Genomic DNA, 17,395 nt, shown 5'->3' on the forward strand with positions numbered 1-17,395 from the left:
TGCGGTGGGCAGAACAGTGGGGAAGGACGACGCGACGGGGAGCGGCGGTCGGCACACCGCGCGCCCTTCTCCCGTCTTCCCGTCTCCGGCACGTCGTTCCACGAGCCGTTCCACGAGCCGCAGGAGGCTGACAGGTGTCCAGCGCAGCCGAGCAGGAGGCGGTGGCCGGGAAGCCGGCCGCCGAGGACGGGCACCCCGCCGTCGTGGTGAACGGCGCGCGGCGTGCCGCGTCGCCGCCCGCCGTGCCGGCCTGGCCGGGCACGCCGGTGCCGCTGGGCGCCCGGTTCCGGACCGGGCCGGACCAGGTGGCGGGGACGAACTTCGCGCTGTGGGCGGGCGGGGCGGAGGCGGTGGAGCTGTGCCTGTTCGACGGGCCGGGCCCCGGCGGCAGGGAGAGCCGGGTGCGGCTGACCGAGCTGACGCACGAGATCTGGCACGGCTTCGTGCCGGGCGTGGGGCCCGGGCAGCGCTACGGCTTCCGGGTGCACGGCCGCTGGGACCCGTGGACCGGCGCCCGCTGGAATCCGGCGAAGCTGCTGCTCGACCCGTACGCGCGCGCGGTGGACGGCGACTTCTCCCTGCCGCCCGAGGTGTACGGGCACGTCCGCGACTGGCCCGAGCAGCATGTGGCGGACACCGTGCGCGACGGCCGCGACTCGGCGCCGTACGTCCCGAAGGGCGTCGTCGTCCACGATGGCGGCCCCGACGACGAATGGGCGTACGACCGGCGGCCGAAGACGCCGTGGGCGGACTCCGTCATCTACGAGCTGCACGTGCGCGGCTTCACCAAGCTGCACCCCGGCGTCCCCGAGGAGCTGCGCGGCACGTACGCCGGTCTGGCGCATCCGGCGGCGATCGAGCACCTGACGCGGCTGGGCGTGACGGCGGTGGAGCTGCTGCCGGTGCACCAGTTCGCGCACGAGAGCCATCTCCTCGACCGCGGCCTGAAGAACTACTGGGGCTACAACTCGATCGGCTACTTCGCCCCCCACGCCGCCTACGCCGCCTCCGGTACCACCGGTGAGCAGGTCGGCGAGTTCAAACGGATGGTGCGCGCACTGCACGCGGCGGGCATCGAGGTCATCCTCGACGTGGTCTACAACCACACGGCGGAGGCGGGCGAACTGGGCCCGATGCTGTCCCTGAAGGGCATCGACAACCGCGGCTACTACCGCCTCCAGGCCGACGCCCGCCGGTACGCCGACTACACCGGCTGCGGCAACACCCTGCACGTCGTCCAGCCGCACGTCCTGCGCCTGATCACCGACTCCCTGCGCTACTGGGTGACGGAGATGGGCGTGGACGGCTTCCGCTTCGACCTGGCGGCGGCGCTGGCCCGCTCGATGCACGACGTCGACATGCTGTCCCCGTTCCTCGCGGTGATCGCGCAGGACCCGGTGCTGCGGCGGGTGAAGCTGATCGCCGAGCCGTGGGACGTGGGCTCGGGCGGCTACCAGGTGGGCGCGTTCCCGCCCCTGTGGACCGAGTGGAACGACCGCTACCGCAACGCCGTGCGGGACTTCTGGCGGCACGCCCTCCCGGACGTCCGGGAGATGGGCTACCGCCTGTCGGGCTCCAGCGACCTGTACGCGTGGGGCGGGCGGCGGCCGTACGCCTCGGTCAACTTCGTCACCGCGCACGACGGCTTCACGCTCCGGGACGTGGTGAGTTACGAGCGCAAGCACAACGAGGCCAACGGCGAGGGCAACCGCGACGGCACCGACGACAACCGGTCCTGGAACTGCGGCGCGGAGGGAGAGACCGACGACGAGGACGTACGGGCGCTCAGGCGCCGTCAGCTGCGCAACCTGCTGACCACGCTGCTGCTGTCGACCGGCGTGCCGATGCTGGTCGCGGGCGACGAGCTGGGCCGGACCCAGCGCGGCAGCAACAACGCCTACTGCCAGGACAACGAGATCAGCTGGGTCGACTGGAGCCTGCTGGACGACCCCCAGTGGCGGCCCCTGTTCGAGCTGACCTCCCGGCTGATCGCGCTGCGCCACCGGCACCCGGTACTGCGCCGCCGGGCGTTCTTCTCCGGCCGCGCGCACTCCGCGGACGGCCTGCGGGACCTGGCCTGGTTCACCGCCCGGGGCACGGAGATGACGGAACGGGACTGGTACGCCCCCGCCGCCACGCTCGGCATGTACCTCTCCGGGCGGGACATCCCGGGCCGCGACGAGCGCGGCGCCCCGATCGTCGACGACAGCTTCCTGGCCGTCCTGCACGCGGGCGACCGGCCGGTCTCCTTCGCGCTGCCGGGGCCGCCCTGGGCGGAGCGGTACGAGGTGGTCGTCGACACCAGCCGGGAGCAACAGGCGGACGCACCGGGCGGGACGCATCCGGCGGGGGCGGAGATCATGGTGCCGGCGCGGGCGGTGCTGCTGTTGCGTGTCGGGTGAGGCCCCCGCGCGGGCCAGCCGAGGATGCCCCGGTCGTGACCCGCCGCCACCGCCGCCGCGCGGTCGTTGACGCCGAGTGTGGCGTAGAGGTGGGTGAGGTGGGTCTTCACGGTCGCCTCGCTGATGAACAGCTCACGGGCGATCTCCTTGTGGGAGGTGCCCCGCGCGACCAGGCCCAGCACCTCGCGCTCGCGGGTTCGGGTCGGCCTCGCGGAAGGACGGAACGGAACCCATGATGGCCAGGAGCAGGGCGGGGAAGAGCATGATCCGCAAGATGCCGCCGGGCGCGCGGGTCGAGCCCGGTGGTCAGCTCGTCCAGCACCACGATCCGCGGGTCGCCGATCAGGGCGAGCGCGATGGACAGGCGCTGCTTCTGGCCGCCCGAGAGCCTGCCGAACCGTAAGTTCGGCTTCGGCGTGAGGCCGAGGCGCTCGGCGAGCGGGCGCCAGTCGGCGGGCCTCGGACGGAAACCGGCGTACGGTTCCAGGGCCTCGCGGACGGTGTGCGCTCTGCTGAAGCTGGGCACCGAGGACGTGGGTGACCTTCTCGTGGTCGGCGACGGGATCGAGGCCGGTGACACGGACGCGGCCCGAGTCGGGGACGCGCAGGCCCTCGACGCACTCGACGGTGGTGGTCCTGCCGGTGCCGTTCGGGCCGAGGATGCCGAAGATCTCGCCCTCCTCGACGGCGGGCCGGCCGCCGTAGGACTTGCGCAGGTCGGTGACTTCGATGACGGGCATGGCACCAGCGTCGCGGGGCGCGGGGGCAGGCACATCGGCCGTCGCGCTCGAAGGCGCATCAGCCGATCGGTCGATGCCCCCCGTACGCCCCCGGTCGATGCCCCCGTACGACCCCGGTGAGCTCGAAAACTCGGTGGGCACTGTCAGTGGTGAACCGTAGGCTCGCTGCTGATGCCCACTACACCCGACTCCGCCGAGGCTCCCACCGGGGACCGGTCCACCGTGCGCGCCCTGCTGCGGCTGTGGCCCTACGTCCGGCCCGTGCGGGCGCGGTTGGCGACCGCCGCGGGCGTGGCGATCGTCGCCTCCTGCATGGGGCTGGTGATCCCGCTCGTCCTGAAGTGGATGGTGGACGGACCGGTCGCCGACCGCGATCCGTCGGGCGTGTGGCTCGGGGCGCTGTACCTGCTCCTCCTCGGGCTGGCGGAGGCGCTGCTGTTCGGGCTGCGGCGGTGGTTGGTGGCCCGGCCGCTGGCGGGGGTGGAGGCGCGCATGCGGGCGGATCTGTACCGCCGTCTGCAGCGGCTGCCGGTGGCCTTCCACGACCGGTGGCCCTCGGGGCAGTTGCTCTCGCGCGGGACGACGGACCTGATGCTGCTGCGTATGTTCCTCGCCTTCCCGCTCACGTTCCTGCTGGTCAACGGCGTGACGATCCTCGTCGGCGTGGGCATCATGCTGGTGCAGGACTGGACGCTGGGACTGGTCATCCTCGGGCCCGCGGTCCCGGTGATGATCACCTGCGCGGTCTTCGAGAAGAAGTACTCCGCGGTGGCGCGGCTCGCGCAGGACCAGGTCGGGGACCTGACGACCGTCGTCGAGGAGAGCGTCCTCGGTGTCCGGATCATCAAGGGGTTCGGCCGGCACCGCAGCCAGGCACGGGCCTTCCACGAGCTGTCGCACACGCTGCGGGGGACCGAGCTGCGCAAGGCGCGGCTGCTCGCGGGCATCTGGGCGGTCATCGTGGCGCTGCCGGAGGTGGCGATCGGGGCGGCGCTGGTGGTGGGCACGGTGCAGGTGGCGGACGGGTCGCTGTCGGCGGGGACGCTGGTGGCGTTCCTGTCCACGGCGCTGGCCCTGCGGTGGCCCGTCGAGTCGATCGGCTTCCTGCTGGCGCTGAGTCAGGAGGCGGCCACGGCCGCGGATCGGTACTTCGAGGTGATGGACGCGGAAGTCGAATCACCGGGGAGTTCGCGTGGGCCTGCGCCGGTGCCGGGCGGTGGGGAGGGCAACCCGGCGGTGCGGGGCGCCTCCCCCACGCTCGGCTCCGCTCGCGCGGGGGGAGGACCCCCGTCGCCCGCCCGTGCCGCCCCTGGGGGTACCTCCCAGACCGTTCAGGCACGGCGGGAGGCAGGACTGCCCGCAGCCGGGGGCGACGGTCTCCGGTTCGAGAACGTCAGGTTCCGTTACCCCGACGCGCCCCCCGACTCCCCGCCCCTCCTCGACGCCGTCGACCTGCACATCCGCCCCGGCGAGTCCATGGCCCTGGTCGGGGCCACCGGCAGTGGCAAGACGACGCTGACCGCGCTCGTCCCGCGCCTGCACGAGGTGACCTCCGGACGGATCACGCTGGACGGCGAGGACATCGCCGCCCTGTCCCGCGAGGAGCTGCGCTCCATGGTCGCCGTGGCCTTCGAGGAGCCCACGCTGTTCTCGGCGACCGTCGGCGAGAACGTGCTGATGGGGGCCGGTGGCGGCGCCGGCGACGAGGAGCTGGGGCGGGCGCTCGCCGTCGCGCAGGCCGACTTCGTCCACGCCCTGCCCCAGGGCACCGGCACCCAGGTCGGCGAGCAGGGCCTCAGCCTCTCCGGCGGCCAGCGGCAGCGCATCGCGCTCGCCCGGGCGGTGGTCGGCACACCGAGGTTCCTCGTCCTGGACGACCCGCTGTCCGCGCTGGACGTGCACACGGAGGCCGCCGTGGAGGCCGCCCTGCGGCAGGTCCTCGCGGACACCACCGCCCTGATCGTGGCGCACCGCCCGTCCACGGTGCTGCTCGCCGACCGCGTGGCGCTGCTCTCGGGCGGCCGTATCGCCGCTGTCGGCACCCACCAGGAGCTGCTGCGCACCAGCGCCGAGTACGCCCATCTGATGTCCGGGCTCGACGGGCACGGGGATCCCGACGGATCCCGGAAGGGGGACCGCCGATGACCGCGCCCACGGCCACCGCGCCGGACAGGGAGCAACCGGAGGACGAGAGCGGCAGGGATCCGGCCGAGGCGGAGACCCGCGCGGCCGACGACCTCTTCGACCGGGACGTCCTGCCCAGTCCGCCGGGCGCGACCGCCGTCCTGCTGCGCTCCCTGCTGGCGCCCATGAAGGCCCGCGTCGCCCTCACCACCTTCCTCCTGCTGCTCCAGCAGGCGGCGGTGCAGGCGGGCCCGCTGCTGGTGGCGTACGCCATCGACCGTGCCGTGCCCGCGCTCCGGGACGACGACCACGGTCCGCTGATCGCGGTGGGCGCCGGTTATCTGCTCTGCTCGCTGGCCGCGGGCGCTTTGCAGTACGCGTTCGTCGCCACCGCGGCCCGCGTCAGCCAGGACGTGCTGCTGGACCTGCGCGGCCGGATCTTCCGGCACGCGCAGGCGCTGAGCGTCGACTTCCACGAGCGCTACACCTCGGGCCGGCTCATCTCCCGCTCGACCACGGACGTGGAGTCGCTGCGCGAACTGCTCGACGAGGGGCTGCACGAGCTGGTGACGGTCGTCCTCTCCTTCGTCTACATCGCGGCACTGCTGCTCTGGCTGGACCTCGGCCTGGGCGCGGTCGCGGTGGCGTCGTTCGTGCCGCTGTACGGGCTGGTGCGGACGTACCGGCGGCGCGCGGGACGGGTGTACCGGCGGCGGTCCACGGCGATCGCGGCGGTGATCGTGAAGTTCGTGGAGACGATGAACGGCATCCGGCCGGTGCGCGCCTTCCGCCGCGAGGACGCCAACGACGCCGACTTCGCCGTACTGAACCGGCGCCACGAGCGGACCAACGGCGACGCGCTCCTGGAGATGGCCCGCTATGTCGTCGGTTCGCGGCTGGTCGCCAACACGGCCGTCGCGGGGATCGTGCTGTGGGGCGCCTACCGCGTCGCGGACGGCACGCTGGCCCTCGGTGTGCTGGCGGCGGCTGTGCTGTACCTGCGCCGGCTGTACGACCCGATCGACCGGCTCGGCATGTTCCTGAACTCCTACCAGTCGGCGGCGGCCTCGCTGGAGAAGATCGCCGGACTGCTGGCCCAGACACCGTCCGTGCCCGAGCCGACCGCGCCGAAGGAGCTGCCGCCCCTGGAGTCGGAGCACCCCGGCCGCGAGGTCGTCTTCGACGGAGTCCGCTTCGGCTACCGCACCGGCGGCGAGGTGCTGCCCCGCTTCGACCTGACGATCCCGGCCGGGCAGACGGTCGCCGTCGTGGGCTCGACCGGCGCGGGCAAGTCGACGCTGGCCAAGCTGCTCGCCCGGTTCTACGACCCCTCCGACGGCCGGGTCCTGCTGGACGGCACCGACCTGCGCGATCTGGCCGTGCCCGAACTGCGGCGCGGGGTGGTGATGGTGACGCAGGAGGCGTTCCTGTTCTCCGGCACGGTCGCCGAGAACATCGCCATCGGCCGCCCGGAGGCGACCCCGGAGGAGATCGAGGGGGCCGCGAAGGCGATCGGCGCGCACGACTTCATCGTCGCGCTGCCCGACGGCTACGACACCGACGTCCGCAAGCGGGGCGGCCGCATCTCCGCCGGGCAACGGCAGCTCGTGGCGTTCGCGCGCGCGTTGCTCGCCGACCCGGCGGTGCTGATCCTGGACGAGGCGACCAGCTCGCTGGACATCCCCGGTGAGCGGGCGGTGCAGCGGGCGATGGCGACGGTCCTGAAGGGCCGTACGGCGGTCGTGATCGCGCACCGGCTCTCGACCGTGGAGATCGCCGACCGGGTGCTGGTGATGGAGCACGGCGGGATCGTGGAGGACGGCACGCCGGCCGAACTGATCGCCGGTACGGGCCGGTTCGCGGATCTGCACCGTGCCTGGCGGGACAGTCTGGCGTGAGCACGGGACGTCGGGACAGCCCTACGGAGGACTGGCGGGGGAGCCATCGGTGATCGACGCGTACGAGGAACCCGGCACACCCGACCACCGGGGCGGCTGGCGCTATCTGTGGTGGCTGGTCCTGCGGCAGTGGCCGCGGTGTCTGGCGGGTGCCGCGTTCGCCAGTGTCTGGATGGTGCTGCTGGCGGCGACGCCGTATCTGATGGCCCGGGCGATCGACCACGGCCTGGAGCGGGGGGACCTGGGGGCGCTGGCGGCCTGGACGGGTGCGCTGGTCGCCGTCGGCGCGTTCAACGCCTGGCTGGGTGTCATGCGGCACCGCACGATGACGCGGGTGCGGATGGACGCCAACTTCCGCACGGTCAAGGTGGTCGTCGGGCATGCCACGCGGCTCGGTGCGGCGCTGCGCCGGCAGGTCGGGGCCGGGGAGGTCGTCACCATCGGGGTCGGCGACGTGCAGACCATCAGCACCTCCCTGACGGCCGTGGGACCGGGCGTCGGCGCGGTCGCCGCCTACGCGGCCGTCGGCGGGCTGCTGCTGTCGGTGTCGACCGGGCTCGCCCTGGTGGTGCTGCTCGGGGTCCCGGTGCTCGGCGTGCTGCTGGGGCCGCTCATGGGGCGGTTGCAGGGCCGGGAGACCGAGTACCGGGAGCGGCAGTCCGTGCTGACCGCGCGGATCGGCGACCTCGCGGGCGGGCTGCGGGTGCTGAACGGGCTGGGCGGCAAGGGTCTGGTCTCGGACGCGTTCCGCCGGGACTCGGGGCGGCTGCGCGAGCAGGGCTACCGGGTCGGGGCGGTGACCAGCTGGATCCAGGCCCTCGGGGTGGGCCTGCCGATGCTGTTCCTGGCGCTGGTCACCTGGCTGGGTGCCCGGCTGGCCGCGCAGGGGCAGATCAGCGTGGGCGAACTGGTCTCGGTGTACGGCTACGTGGTGGCGCTGGGCTGGCCGGTGGCGTTCCTCATCGAGATGGCCCACCAGCTCAGCCGGGGCGTGGTGGCCGCCCGCCGCGTCGTCGGCTTCCTGCGGCTGGAGCCCAAGGCGGACGACGGCACCCGCGCCGCCCCGGCGGAGCCCTCGGTCCTGTACGACCCGGCCTCCGGGGTCCGGGTGCCGCCGGGCCGTCTGACCGCGCTGGCCGCGTCCCGGCCGGCCGACGCCGCCGCCGTGGTCGACCGCCTCGGCCGGTACGCCCCGTCGGACGCGACGTGGGGCGGGGTTCCCCTGGCCGAGGTCCCGCTCACGCAGGTACGGGACCGCATCCTGGTCGCGGAGGCGGAGGCCGACCTCTTCGCCGGCACCCTGCGCGATGTGATCGGCGCCGCCGAAACGCACCCGGGGGGCGCGGGCGGTGTCGAGGTGCGGCTCCGCCACGTGGGCGCGACCGGCCACGACGAACCCGCGGACGCGCGACGACCTGCCGAGGCACCCTCTCAGGCGCACCTGAACGCCATCCACGCGGCCGCCGCCGACGACATCGTGCGGGGCCTTCCCGACGGCCTGGACACCCCCGTCGCCGCCCAGGGCCGCACGCTCTCCGGCGGCCAGCGCCAGCGGATCCGGCTGGCCCGGGCGCTGCTGGCCGATCCCGAGATCCTGCTCGCCGTCGAGCCGACCTCCGCGCTCGACGCCCACACCGAGGCCACGGTGGCGGACCGGCTGCGGGACGCCCGCAAGGGCCGTACGACCGTGGTGACCGGCACCTCCCCGCTGGTGCTGGACCGGGCCGACGTCGTGCACTACCTGGTCGACGGCAAGGTCATGGCCACCGGCGGCCACCGCGAACTCCTGGCCACCGAGCCGGGATACCGGGCCCTGGTCGCGCGGGACGCCGAAGAAGAGGAGACGGTCCGATGACGACACCCGGGCCGCTCCCCGTCGCCGAGCGCGCCGACGTACGGCGGTCGGTGGCCCGACTGGTCCGCGCCGACCGACGGGCCTTCGCCCTCGTCCTCGGCCTGAACGCGCTGGCCGCCCTGGCCGGGCTCGCGGGCCCGTGGCTGCTGGGCCGGATCGTGGACGAGGTGCGAGCCGGGAGCGGCGTCGGCGCCGTGGACCGGATGGCGCTCGCCATCCTGCTGTGCTCGCTGGCGCAGCTGCTGCTGGCCCGCTGGGCGCGCTACGCGGGGCACCGCTTCGGGGAACGGACGCTCGCCCGGGTGCGGGAGCGCTTCGTGGACCGGGCGCTGGCCCTGCCGGCGTCCGTGGTCGAGCGGGCGGGCACCGGGGACCTGACGACGCGCGGCACCGCGGACGTGACCACGGTCGGCACGACTCTGCGCGACGCCGGACCCGAGCTGCTGATCAACTCCGTGCAGGCGCTGTTCCTCACCGGTGCGGTGTTCGTGCTCGATCCGCTGCTCGGCGCGGTCGGGGTGCTGGGGCTGACGCCGGTCTGGTTCGCGCTGCGCTGGTACCTGCGCCGGGCGCGGACCGGTTATCTCGCCGAGGGCGCGGCCACCTCGGACGTCGCCGAGAGCCTCACCGCCACGGTGGCCGGGGCCCGCACGGTCGAGGCGTTCCGGCTGACCGGCAGGCGCGTCGCGACGAACCGGGAGGCGCTGGAGGTCTCGCGGCGCACCCGTTTCCACACGCTGCGCCTGCGCAGCGTGTTCTTCCCGGCGGTGGAGATCTCGTACGTCGTCCCCGTGGCGGGCGTGCTGCTGCTCGGCGGTGTCCTGCACGCGCGCGGGTCGGTGAGCCTCGGGGCGGTGGTGGCCTGCGCCGTGTACCTCCAGCAGCTGGCCGGGCCGCTCGACGAGGTGCTGATGCGGATCGAGCAGCTCCAGGCGGGCGGCGCCTCGTTCTCCCGGGTGGAGGGGCTGGCGCGCGCTCCGCAGGTGACGGCGGACGACTCGCCGGCCCCGGCGGACGACCGTATCGAGGTGTCCGGGGCGCGGTACGCCTACGACCGGGGCGGCGAGGTGCTGCGCGGGGTGGACCTGACCGTGCGGCCGGGTGAACGGCTGGCGGTCGTCGGGCCGTCCGGGGCCGGCAAGACCACGCTCAGCCGGCTGCTGGCGGGCGTCGACGCGCCGACCGAGGGCTCGGTGACGGTGGGCGGGGTGCCCGTGGTCGGCCTCGGGCCGGAGCGGCTGCGCCGCCAGGTCGTGCTGGTCACGCAGGAGCATCACGTCTTCCTCGGCACCGTCCGCGACAATCTCCTCATCGCCGAACCGGACGCCTCGGACGAGAAGTTGTGGTCCGCGCTCGCCGCCGTGGGCGCCGAGGAGTGGGTGCGGGCGCTGCCCGACGGTCTCGGCACCGAGTTGGGCACGGGCGGTCACCGAGCAGACGGATCGCAGGCCCAGCAGCTCGCCCTGGCCCGGGTGGTACTGGCCGACCCGCACACCCTGATCCTGGACGAGGCCACCGCCCTGCTGGACCCGGCGACGGCCCGGCACACCGAGCGCGCCCTGGCCGCCGTACTGGAGGGCCGTACGGTCATCGCCATCGCGCACCGCCTGCACACCGCGCACGACGCCGACCGGGTGGCCGTGATGGAGGACGGCCGGCTGACCGAACTGGGCCCGCACGACGAACTGGTGGCGGCCGGCGGGGCGTACGCGGCGCTGTGGGGGTCCTGGCACGGGGAGCCGTCGCCCGAGCCGCCGGCCGGACCGACTACTGACTGAGCGGGCAGTCAGTACCACCCCGAAGCGTCTCTTCCGTATATCGGACGTGAACGCCCGGACAACGAACCATTTCCGGCCAACTTCCTGACGCGCTCCTGACAGAATGCGCGTTCTCCTGCCACTCTTCCCACGGCCGTCTCCACAGCGCCCCCACAGCTTCCCCCTCAGCGCTGCGCGGCGGTCAGCTCCTAGCACGTGGTTTCTGCGTACCGAACCAGTACCGCCCGGCCGGCCCACCCGCCGGCCGGTCTCCCCTGGCCGCGCGACCCGCGGCCACGCAGAAGGAGTCAGTGTTGAGCAGCAGCACTCCCCACAGACGCACCTCCCACACCGCGTCCCGCACCACCCACCGCCGCGTCGCCGCCGTCGCCCTGGCCGGTGTCGCCGCGCTGATCGCCACGGCGGTCCAGTCCGGCGCCGCCACCGCGGCTCCCCGGCAGGCCCCCGTTCCGGGCGCCGAGTCCGTCAAGCTCACTCCGGCCCAGCGCGCCGAACTGATCCGTGACGCCGACGCCGCCAAGGCGCGCACGGCCGACGAACTCGGCCTGGGTGCCAAGGAGAAGCTGGTCGTCCGCGACGTGGTCAAGGACCGCGACGGCACCGAGCACACGCGCTACGAGCGCACCTACGACGGGCTGCCCGTCCTCGGCGGCGACCTGGTCGTCACCACCGACGCCGGGAAGACCGAGCGGGTCGTGAAGGCCACGCCGAAGGCGATCGAGCCGGCCACCGTGACGCCGAAGATAGCCGCCGGCAAGGCCGAGCAGCAGGCCGTCTCCGCCGCGAAGGCCGCCGGCGCCGAGCAGGCCGAGGCCGACCGCGCCCCGCGCAAGGTGATCTGGGCGGCGAGCGGCGCCCCGGTCCTGGCGTACGAGACGGTCGTGGGCGGCCTCCAGGAGGACGGCACCCCGAACGAGCTGCACGTGGTCACCGACGCCGCCACCGGCGCCAAGCTCTACGAGTACCAGGCGATCCACAACGGCACCGGCAACACCACGTACAGCGGCACGGTGACGCTGGGCACCGCGCAGTCCGGCTCGTCGTACACGCTGACCGACACCGCGCGCGGCAACCACAAGACGTACAACCTCAACCGCAGCACCTCCGGCACCGGCACCCTGTTCTCCGGCCCCGACGACGTGTGGGGCAACGGCAGCCCGTCGAACGCGGAGACCGCCGGCGCCGACGCCCACTACGGGGCCGCGCTGACCTGGGACTACTACAAGAACGTCCAGGGCCGCTCCGGTATCCGCGGTGACGGCGTGGGCGCGTACTCCCGGGTCCACTACGGCAACAACTACGTCAACGCCTTCTGGTCGGACGGCTGCTTCTGCATGACGTACGGCGACGGCTCGGGCAACGCCAACCCGCTGACGTCCATCGACGTGGCCGCGCACGAGATGACGCACGGCCTCACCTCCAACACCGCGGGGCTCAACTACAGCGGCGAGTCCGGCGGGCTGAACGAGGCCACCTCCGACATCTTCGGCGCGTCCGTCGAGTTCTACGCGAACAACTCCTCCGACGTCGGTGACTACCTCATCGGCGAGGAGATCGACATCAACGGCGACGGCACCCCGCTGCGCTACATGGACAAGCCCAGCAAGGACGGCGCGTCCAAGGACTCGTGGTACTCGGGGATCGGCAGCATCGACGTCCACTACTCGTCGGGCCCGGCCAACCACTTCTTCTACCTGCTGAGCGAGGGCAGCGGCACCAAGACCATCAACGGTGTCACCTACGACTCGCCCACCTCGGACGGCCTCCCGGTCGCCGGCATCGGCCGCGAGAAGGCGGCGAAGATCTGGTTCCGCGCGCTGACCACGAAGTTCACGTCGACCACCAACTACGCGGCGGCGCGCACCGGCACCCTCGCGGCGACCGGTGAGCTGTACGGCACCGACAGCACCGAGTACAAGGCGGTGCAGGACGCCTGGGCCGGCATCAACGTCGGCGCGCGGTCGGGCGGCGGCGGTGGCGGCGGCACCTCCTTCGAGAACGCCGCCGACGTGGCGATCCCGGACAACGGCGCGGCGGTCACCTCGTCGGTCGCCGTGACGGGGCGGGCGGGCAACGCGCCCGCGAACCTCCAGGTCGCGGTCGACATCGTGCACACCTGGCGCGGTGACCTGGTGGTCGACCTGCTGGCCCCGGACGGGACCGCGTACCGCCTGAAGAACTCCAGCTCCTCCGACTCGGCGAACGACGTGAAGCAGACGTACACGGTGAACGCCTCCTCGGAGACCGCCAACGGCACCTGGAAACTGCGCGTCCAGGACGTGGCGTCCCGGGACACCGGGTACATCAACTCGTTCAAGCTCACCTTCCCGTAGGTCCCGCGCGGGACCCCACGGTCAGGGCGCCGTCCCGGTGGTTCGAATCCCCCGGGTCGGCGCCCTCCTCTCGGCCGCTCCGGTCATGGCCGAGGGCGGCACCCGGAACGCCGGGTTCCAGGGTGTCGCCCTACTCTTGGTGCCCATGTCCTTCACGTACGACGACGTCGGCGCCACCCGCGAGCAGGGCCACTGCCCGCCCGGCTTCCGCCCCATGCACGTACGCACACGCCTCGGGGAGGGCGAGCCGGTGTTCCAGCGCGCGGTCGAGGCCGTGCTCACCTGGGAGATGCACCGGGAGATGGGCGTCGGCATCGACGCGAGCGCGGAGCGTGCCGCGCCCGGCGTCGACGTCACCGTCACCCTCGCCGGGATGATCAAGGCACCCTGCCGGGTGGTCTGGACCCTGGACGAGCCCCGGCGGGCCGGCTGGGCCTACGGCACCCTGCCCGGCCACCCCGAGTCCGGCGAGGAGGCCTTCGTGGTGGACCGGACGGGCGACGGCACGGTCTGGCTGACCGTGACCGCCTTCAGCCGCCCCGCCAAGTGGTACGCCAAGGCCGGCGGACCGGCCGCCCGCGCCTTCCAGCACGCCTACGCCCGCCGCTGCGGCACCGTCCTGCGACGGCTGAGCGGCGGTGACGAGGAGGGCTGACGGCGCCGGTCGCTCACGCGCGGTCACCTCATCAGCAGCCCCGCCGCCTCCGCCAGCTCGTCCGACGGCACCGCGACCAGTCCCGCCTCCGCGCCGGACGCCAGCAGCCGGTGCGCGGGCAGGATGCGGACCGTGTAGCCGAAGGGACCGGTGCGGTCCAGGGCGAGCGGGCCCTCGTACAGCCAGCGGCCCTCCAGGTCGGGTCCGCCCACCGGTTTCAGCGGCACGGTCGCCGCGTCGGTGATCCGGTCCTCGGAGTCCACCCGGCCGGAGACCGCCTGCACCTCGACGTCGTCCGGCGCGAGGTCGCCGAGGTCGACCCGCACCCGCAGCCCGAGCGTCGAGCCCAGCTCGGCCGTCGCGCTCGTGGCGGACGTCTCCACGTGGTCGACGCTCACCCCGGGCCAGGCCGCCCGCACCCGGGCCTTCCACTCGGCGAGCGCGCGGGCGGAGTCCGGGTCCATCGCGCGGTGCGCCTCGGCCGCCGGGGCGTAGAGCCGCTCGACGTACTCGCGGACCATGCGACCGGCCAGCACCTTGGGCCCGAGCAGGCTCAGGGTCTTGCGGACCATCTCGATCCACCGGTCGGGCAGCCCGCTCGCACCGCGCTCGTAGAAGCGGGGGGTGATCCGCTGCTCCAGCAGGTCGTAGAGGGCGGCGGCCTCTATGGCGTCGCGCCGGTCGGGGTCGGTGCCCGCACCGTCGGCGGTGGGGATCGCCCAGCCGAAGTCGGGCTGGTACCACTCGTCCCACCAGCCGTCCAGCACGGACAGGTTGAGGCAGCCGTTGAGCGCCGCCTTCATGCCGGACGTGCCGCACGCCTCCAGGGGGCGCAGGGGGTTGTTCAGCCAGATGTCGCAGCCCGGGTAGAGCTTCTGCGCCATCGCCATGCCGTAGTCGGGCAGGAACACGATGCGGTGCCGCACCCGCGGGTCGTCCGCGAACCGCACCAGCTCCTGCACCAGCCGCTTGCCGCCCTCGTCCGCCGGGTGCGCCTTGCCCGCGACGACGATCTGGATCGGCCGCTCGGCGTGCAGCAGGAGGTCCATCAGGCGGTCGCGGTCGCGCAGCATCAGTGTCAGCCGCTTGTACGACGGGACACGCCGCGCGAACCCGATGGTGAGCACGTCCGGGTCGAGGACGTCGTCGATCCAGCCCAGCTCGGCCGTCCCCGCGCCGCGCTGCCGCCAGGAGGCGCGCAGCCGCTCCCGCACCTCCTCGACAAGCTGCTCGCGCAGGGTGCGGCGCAGCTCCCAGATGTCCTGGTCGGGGATGTCGGCCACCGAGTCCCAGCGGTCCGAGCCGCCGACGGTCAGCGCGTCCTCGGCCCGTTGCACGCCGATCTGCCGGGCCCCGAGCCGGAACACCTCCGGGGCGACCCAGGTCGGTGCGTGCACGCCGTTGGTGACGGAGGTGATCGGCACCTCGTCGGCGTCGAAGCCGGGCCAGAGTCCGGAGAACATCCCCCGGCTGACCCCGCCGTGCAGCAGGGAGACGCCGTTGGCGCGCTGGGCCAGGCGCAGGCCCATCACGGCCATGTTGAAGAGGTTGGGCTCGCCGCCGGGATAGGTCTCCATGCCGAGCCGCAGGACGCGCTCGACGTCGATGCGCGGCAGTTCCGAGTCGGGGCCGAAGTGGCGGGCGACCAGTTCGCGGTCGAAGCGGTCGATGCCGGCCGGGACGGGGGTGTGGGTGGTGAAGACGGTGCCGGCCCGGACCGCCTCCAGCGCGGAGCCGAACTCCAGCCCCTTCTCGCAGAGTTCGGAGATGCGCTCCAGGCCGAGGAAGCCCGCGTGGCCCTCGTTGGTGTGGAACACCTCCGGCGCGGCGTGGCCGGTGAGCCGGCAGTACGTCCGCACCGCCCGGACACCTCCTATGCCCAGCAGCATCTCCTGGAGGAGCCGGTGTTCGCTGCCGCCGCCGTAGAGCCGGTCGGTGACGCCGCGTTCGCCGAGGTCGTTCTCCTCGACGTCCGAGTCGAGCAGCAGCAGCGGTACCCGGCCGACCTGGGCCAGCCAGATACGGGCGCGCAGTTCCCGGCCGCCGGGCAGGGCCAGGGCGACGTGGGCGGGCGTGCCGTCGGTCTCCTTGAGGAGGGCGAGGGGCAGCTCGTGGGGGTCGAGGACGGGGTAGTGCTCCTGCTGCCAGCCGTCCCGGGAGAGGGACTGCCGGAAGTAGCCGTGGCGGTAGAGCAGGCCGACGCCGACGAGCGGCACGCCCAGGTCGCTGGCCGCCTTCAGGTGGTCGCCGGCCAGGATGCCGAGGCCGCCGGAGTACTGGGGCAGGGCGGCGGTGATGCCGAACTCGGGCGAGAAGTAGGCGACGGCGGCGGGGAGTCGGCCGGACTGGGCCTGGTACCAGCGGTCGCCGGTCATGTAGTGGTCGAGGTCGTCGGCCACCGCGGTCAGCCGGCGCAGGAAGCGCCGGTCCTGAGCCAGCTCCGCGAGGCGCGCGGACGGGACGGTGCCGAGCAGCCGCACCGGGTCGCGGCCGGAGGCGGCCCAGCACCCGGGGTCGACGGACTGGAAGAGGTCGCGGGTCTCCGGATGCCAGGACCAGCGCAGATTCCGGGCCAGATCACTGAGCGGCCGGAGGGGGTCGGGGAGAACGGGACGGACTGTCAGTCGACGGATCGCCTTCACCCTCACGACGTTACCGGCGCGATGTGTCCCTTGCTGGGGCCTTCGCCCTCAGACCTCCGATTCGGCCTGAACGGCGCCCTCCTCGATCGCCGGACGGGCTAATACCCACCGGCGTGACGATCTCCCGGCGGGGAAGGTGTCGAGTCAGGTCGCCGTGTGTGTCGACATACGCGTGAGTAAGTAACAAAGTGCCGGATTGCCCACCCGAAGAGTGTGGGAAGGCTCCTGCGGTACACCCCACACGCACCACCGCAGGACCCACCTCCCCAGAGTCATCCGCCCACCCTCGTTGACGCGGACAGGAGCGGTCATGCCCGCCACGCACCACTCGTCAGCACCCCCCGCGGCGCCAGCGGAGGCGCCCCCCGCGGACGGCACCACCGTCGTCGGACGCATCCCCGTCCTGGACGTCCGCCCGATGGTCCGGCAGGGGCGCAGGCCCGCCAAGGCCGTCACCGGCGAGTCCTTCGAGATATCGGCCACCGTGTTCCGCGAGGGGCACGACGCGGTCGCCGCCAACGTCGTCCTCAGAGATCCGCGCGGCAGGCCGGGCCCGTGGACCCCGATGCGGGAGCTGGCCCCGGGCACCGACCGCTGGGGGGCCACCGTCACCGCCGGTGAGCCCGGACTCTGGTCGTACACCGTGGAGGCGTGGGGCGATCCGGTCACCACCTGGCGCCACCACGCGCGGATCAAGATCCCGGCGGGGATGGACACCGACCTGGTCCTGGAGGAGGGCGCCCGGCTGTACGAGCGCGCCGCCGCGGACGTGCCCCGGAGCGAGGACCGACGGGAACTGCTCGCCGCCGTGGACGCGCTGCGGGACGAGACCCGCCCGGCCGCGTCGCGGCTGGCGGCGGCGCTGACGCCTCAGGTGGACGCGGTGCTGGCCCGGCACCCGCTGCGGGAACTGGTCACCACCTCCGACCCGCTGCCCCTGCTCGTGGAGCGTGAACGCGCCCTGTACG

9 protein-coding genes and 2 pseudogenes are annotated in these 17,395 nt (G+C 73.4%); 8 read left to right on the forward strand and 3 right to left on the reverse strand.

Translation table 11 applies throughout. From position 1 onward, the window contains the following. The first annotated feature begins 134 nt into the window (after window positions 1-134). Window positions 135-2,402 carry a glycogen debranching protein GlgX gene (gene glgX / locus ACIQ6R_RS31085; RefSeq protein ID WP_404224907.1) on the forward strand — a complete coding sequence of 756 codons (2,268 nt, stop codon included), beginning with the start codon at window positions 135-137 and terminating at the stop codon, window positions 2,400-2,402. A 59-nt stretch (window positions 2,403-2,461) separates the two neighbouring features. On the opposite strand, the pseudogene ACIQ6R_RS31090 reads toward glgX, so the two are convergent. Continuing rightward, window positions 2,462-2,584: pseudogene (locus tag ACIQ6R_RS31090) on the reverse strand (response regulator transcription factor); the annotation flags it as partial. Between the two features lie 95 nt (window positions 2,585-2,679). Continuing rightward, a pseudogene (locus ACIQ6R_RS31095) lies at window positions 2,680-3,142 on the reverse strand (ATP-binding cassette domain-containing protein); the annotation flags it as partial. Window positions 3,143-3,313: 171 nt separating this feature from the next. Between ACIQ6R_RS31095 and ACIQ6R_RS31100 the strand changes: the two are divergent. The 6 genes from ACIQ6R_RS31100 to ACIQ6R_RS31125 all read left to right on the forward strand — a co-directional run bounded on the left by ACIQ6R_RS31100 (window position 3,314) and on the right by ACIQ6R_RS31125 (window position 13,785). Further along, complete coding sequence (locus ACIQ6R_RS31100) at window positions 3,314-5,287, forward strand: ABC transporter ATP-binding protein (protein ID WP_404224909.1); 1,974 nt, start codon at window positions 3,314-3,316, stop codon at window positions 5,285-5,287. Beyond that, window positions 5,284-7,164 carry an ABC transporter ATP-binding protein gene (locus tag ACIQ6R_RS31105; RefSeq protein ID WP_404224911.1) on the forward strand — a complete coding sequence of 627 codons (1,881 nt, stop codon included), beginning with the start codon at window positions 5,284-5,286 and terminating at the stop codon, window positions 7,162-7,164. The genes ACIQ6R_RS31100 and ACIQ6R_RS31105 overlap by 4 nt, the downstream gene beginning before the upstream one ends. Before the next feature lie 49 nt (window positions 7,165-7,213). Then, on the forward strand, window positions 7,214-9,019 hold the full coding sequence (locus ACIQ6R_RS31110; protein WP_404224913.1) for an ABC transporter transmembrane domain-containing protein: 1,806 nt from the start codon (window positions 7,214-7,216) through the stop codon (window positions 9,017-9,019). Then, window positions 9,016-10,797, forward strand: coding sequence for an ABC transporter ATP-binding protein (locus tag ACIQ6R_RS31115; protein WP_404183458.1), 1,782 nt, complete (start codon window positions 9,016-9,018; stop codon window positions 10,795-10,797). The genes ACIQ6R_RS31110 and ACIQ6R_RS31115 overlap by 4 nt, the downstream gene beginning before the upstream one ends. Window positions 10,798-11,090: 293 nt before the next feature. Continuing rightward, window positions 11,091-13,130 (forward strand): M4 family metallopeptidase, encoded by a 2,040-nt coding sequence (locus tag ACIQ6R_RS31120; protein ID WP_404224915.1) that lies wholly within the window; start codon window positions 11,091-11,093, stop codon window positions 13,128-13,130. Between the two features lie 145 nt (window positions 13,131-13,275). Then, window positions 13,276-13,785 carry a DUF1990 family protein gene (locus ACIQ6R_RS31125; protein ID WP_404183463.1) on the forward strand — a complete coding sequence of 170 codons (510 nt, stop codon included), beginning with the start codon at window positions 13,276-13,278 and terminating at the stop codon, window positions 13,783-13,785. 23 nt (window positions 13,786-13,808) lie between these two features. Here ACIQ6R_RS31125 and ACIQ6R_RS31130 read toward each other — a convergent pair whose 3' ends face one another. Continuing rightward, window positions 13,809-16,427, reverse strand: coding sequence for a glycosyltransferase family 1 protein (locus ACIQ6R_RS31130; protein ID WP_404224917.1), 2,619 nt, complete (start codon window positions 16,425-16,427; stop codon window positions 13,809-13,811). Between the two features lie 310 nt (window positions 16,428-16,737). Between ACIQ6R_RS31130 and ACIQ6R_RS31135 the strand changes: the two genes are divergently transcribed. Further along, a partial coding sequence (locus ACIQ6R_RS31135) for a maltotransferase domain-containing protein (RefSeq protein WP_404224919.1) occupies window positions 16,738-17,395 on the forward strand: 658 nt, incomplete at its 3' end.

The organism is Streptomyces sp. NPDC096048 (assembly GCF_044763415.1).
GTDB lineage: Bacteria > Actinomycetota > Actinomycetes > Streptomycetales > Streptomycetaceae > Streptomyces.

Coding starts and splice junctions, on each gene's coding strand:
- ACIQ6R_RS31100 (WP_404224909.1), top strand. CDS start 3,314: ATGCCCACTACACCCGACTCCGCCGAGGCTCCCACCGGGGACCGGTCC.
- ACIQ6R_RS31105 (WP_404224911.1), top strand. CDS start 5,284: ATGACCGCGCCCACGGCCACCGCGCCGGACAGGGAGCAACCGGAGGAC.
- ACIQ6R_RS31125 (WP_404183463.1), top strand. CDS start 13,276: ATGTCCTTCACGTACGACGACGTCGGCGCCACCCGCGAGCAGGGCCAC.
- ACIQ6R_RS31115 (WP_404183458.1), top strand. CDS start 9,016: ATGACGACACCCGGGCCGCTCCCCGTCGCCGAGCGCGCCGACGTACGG.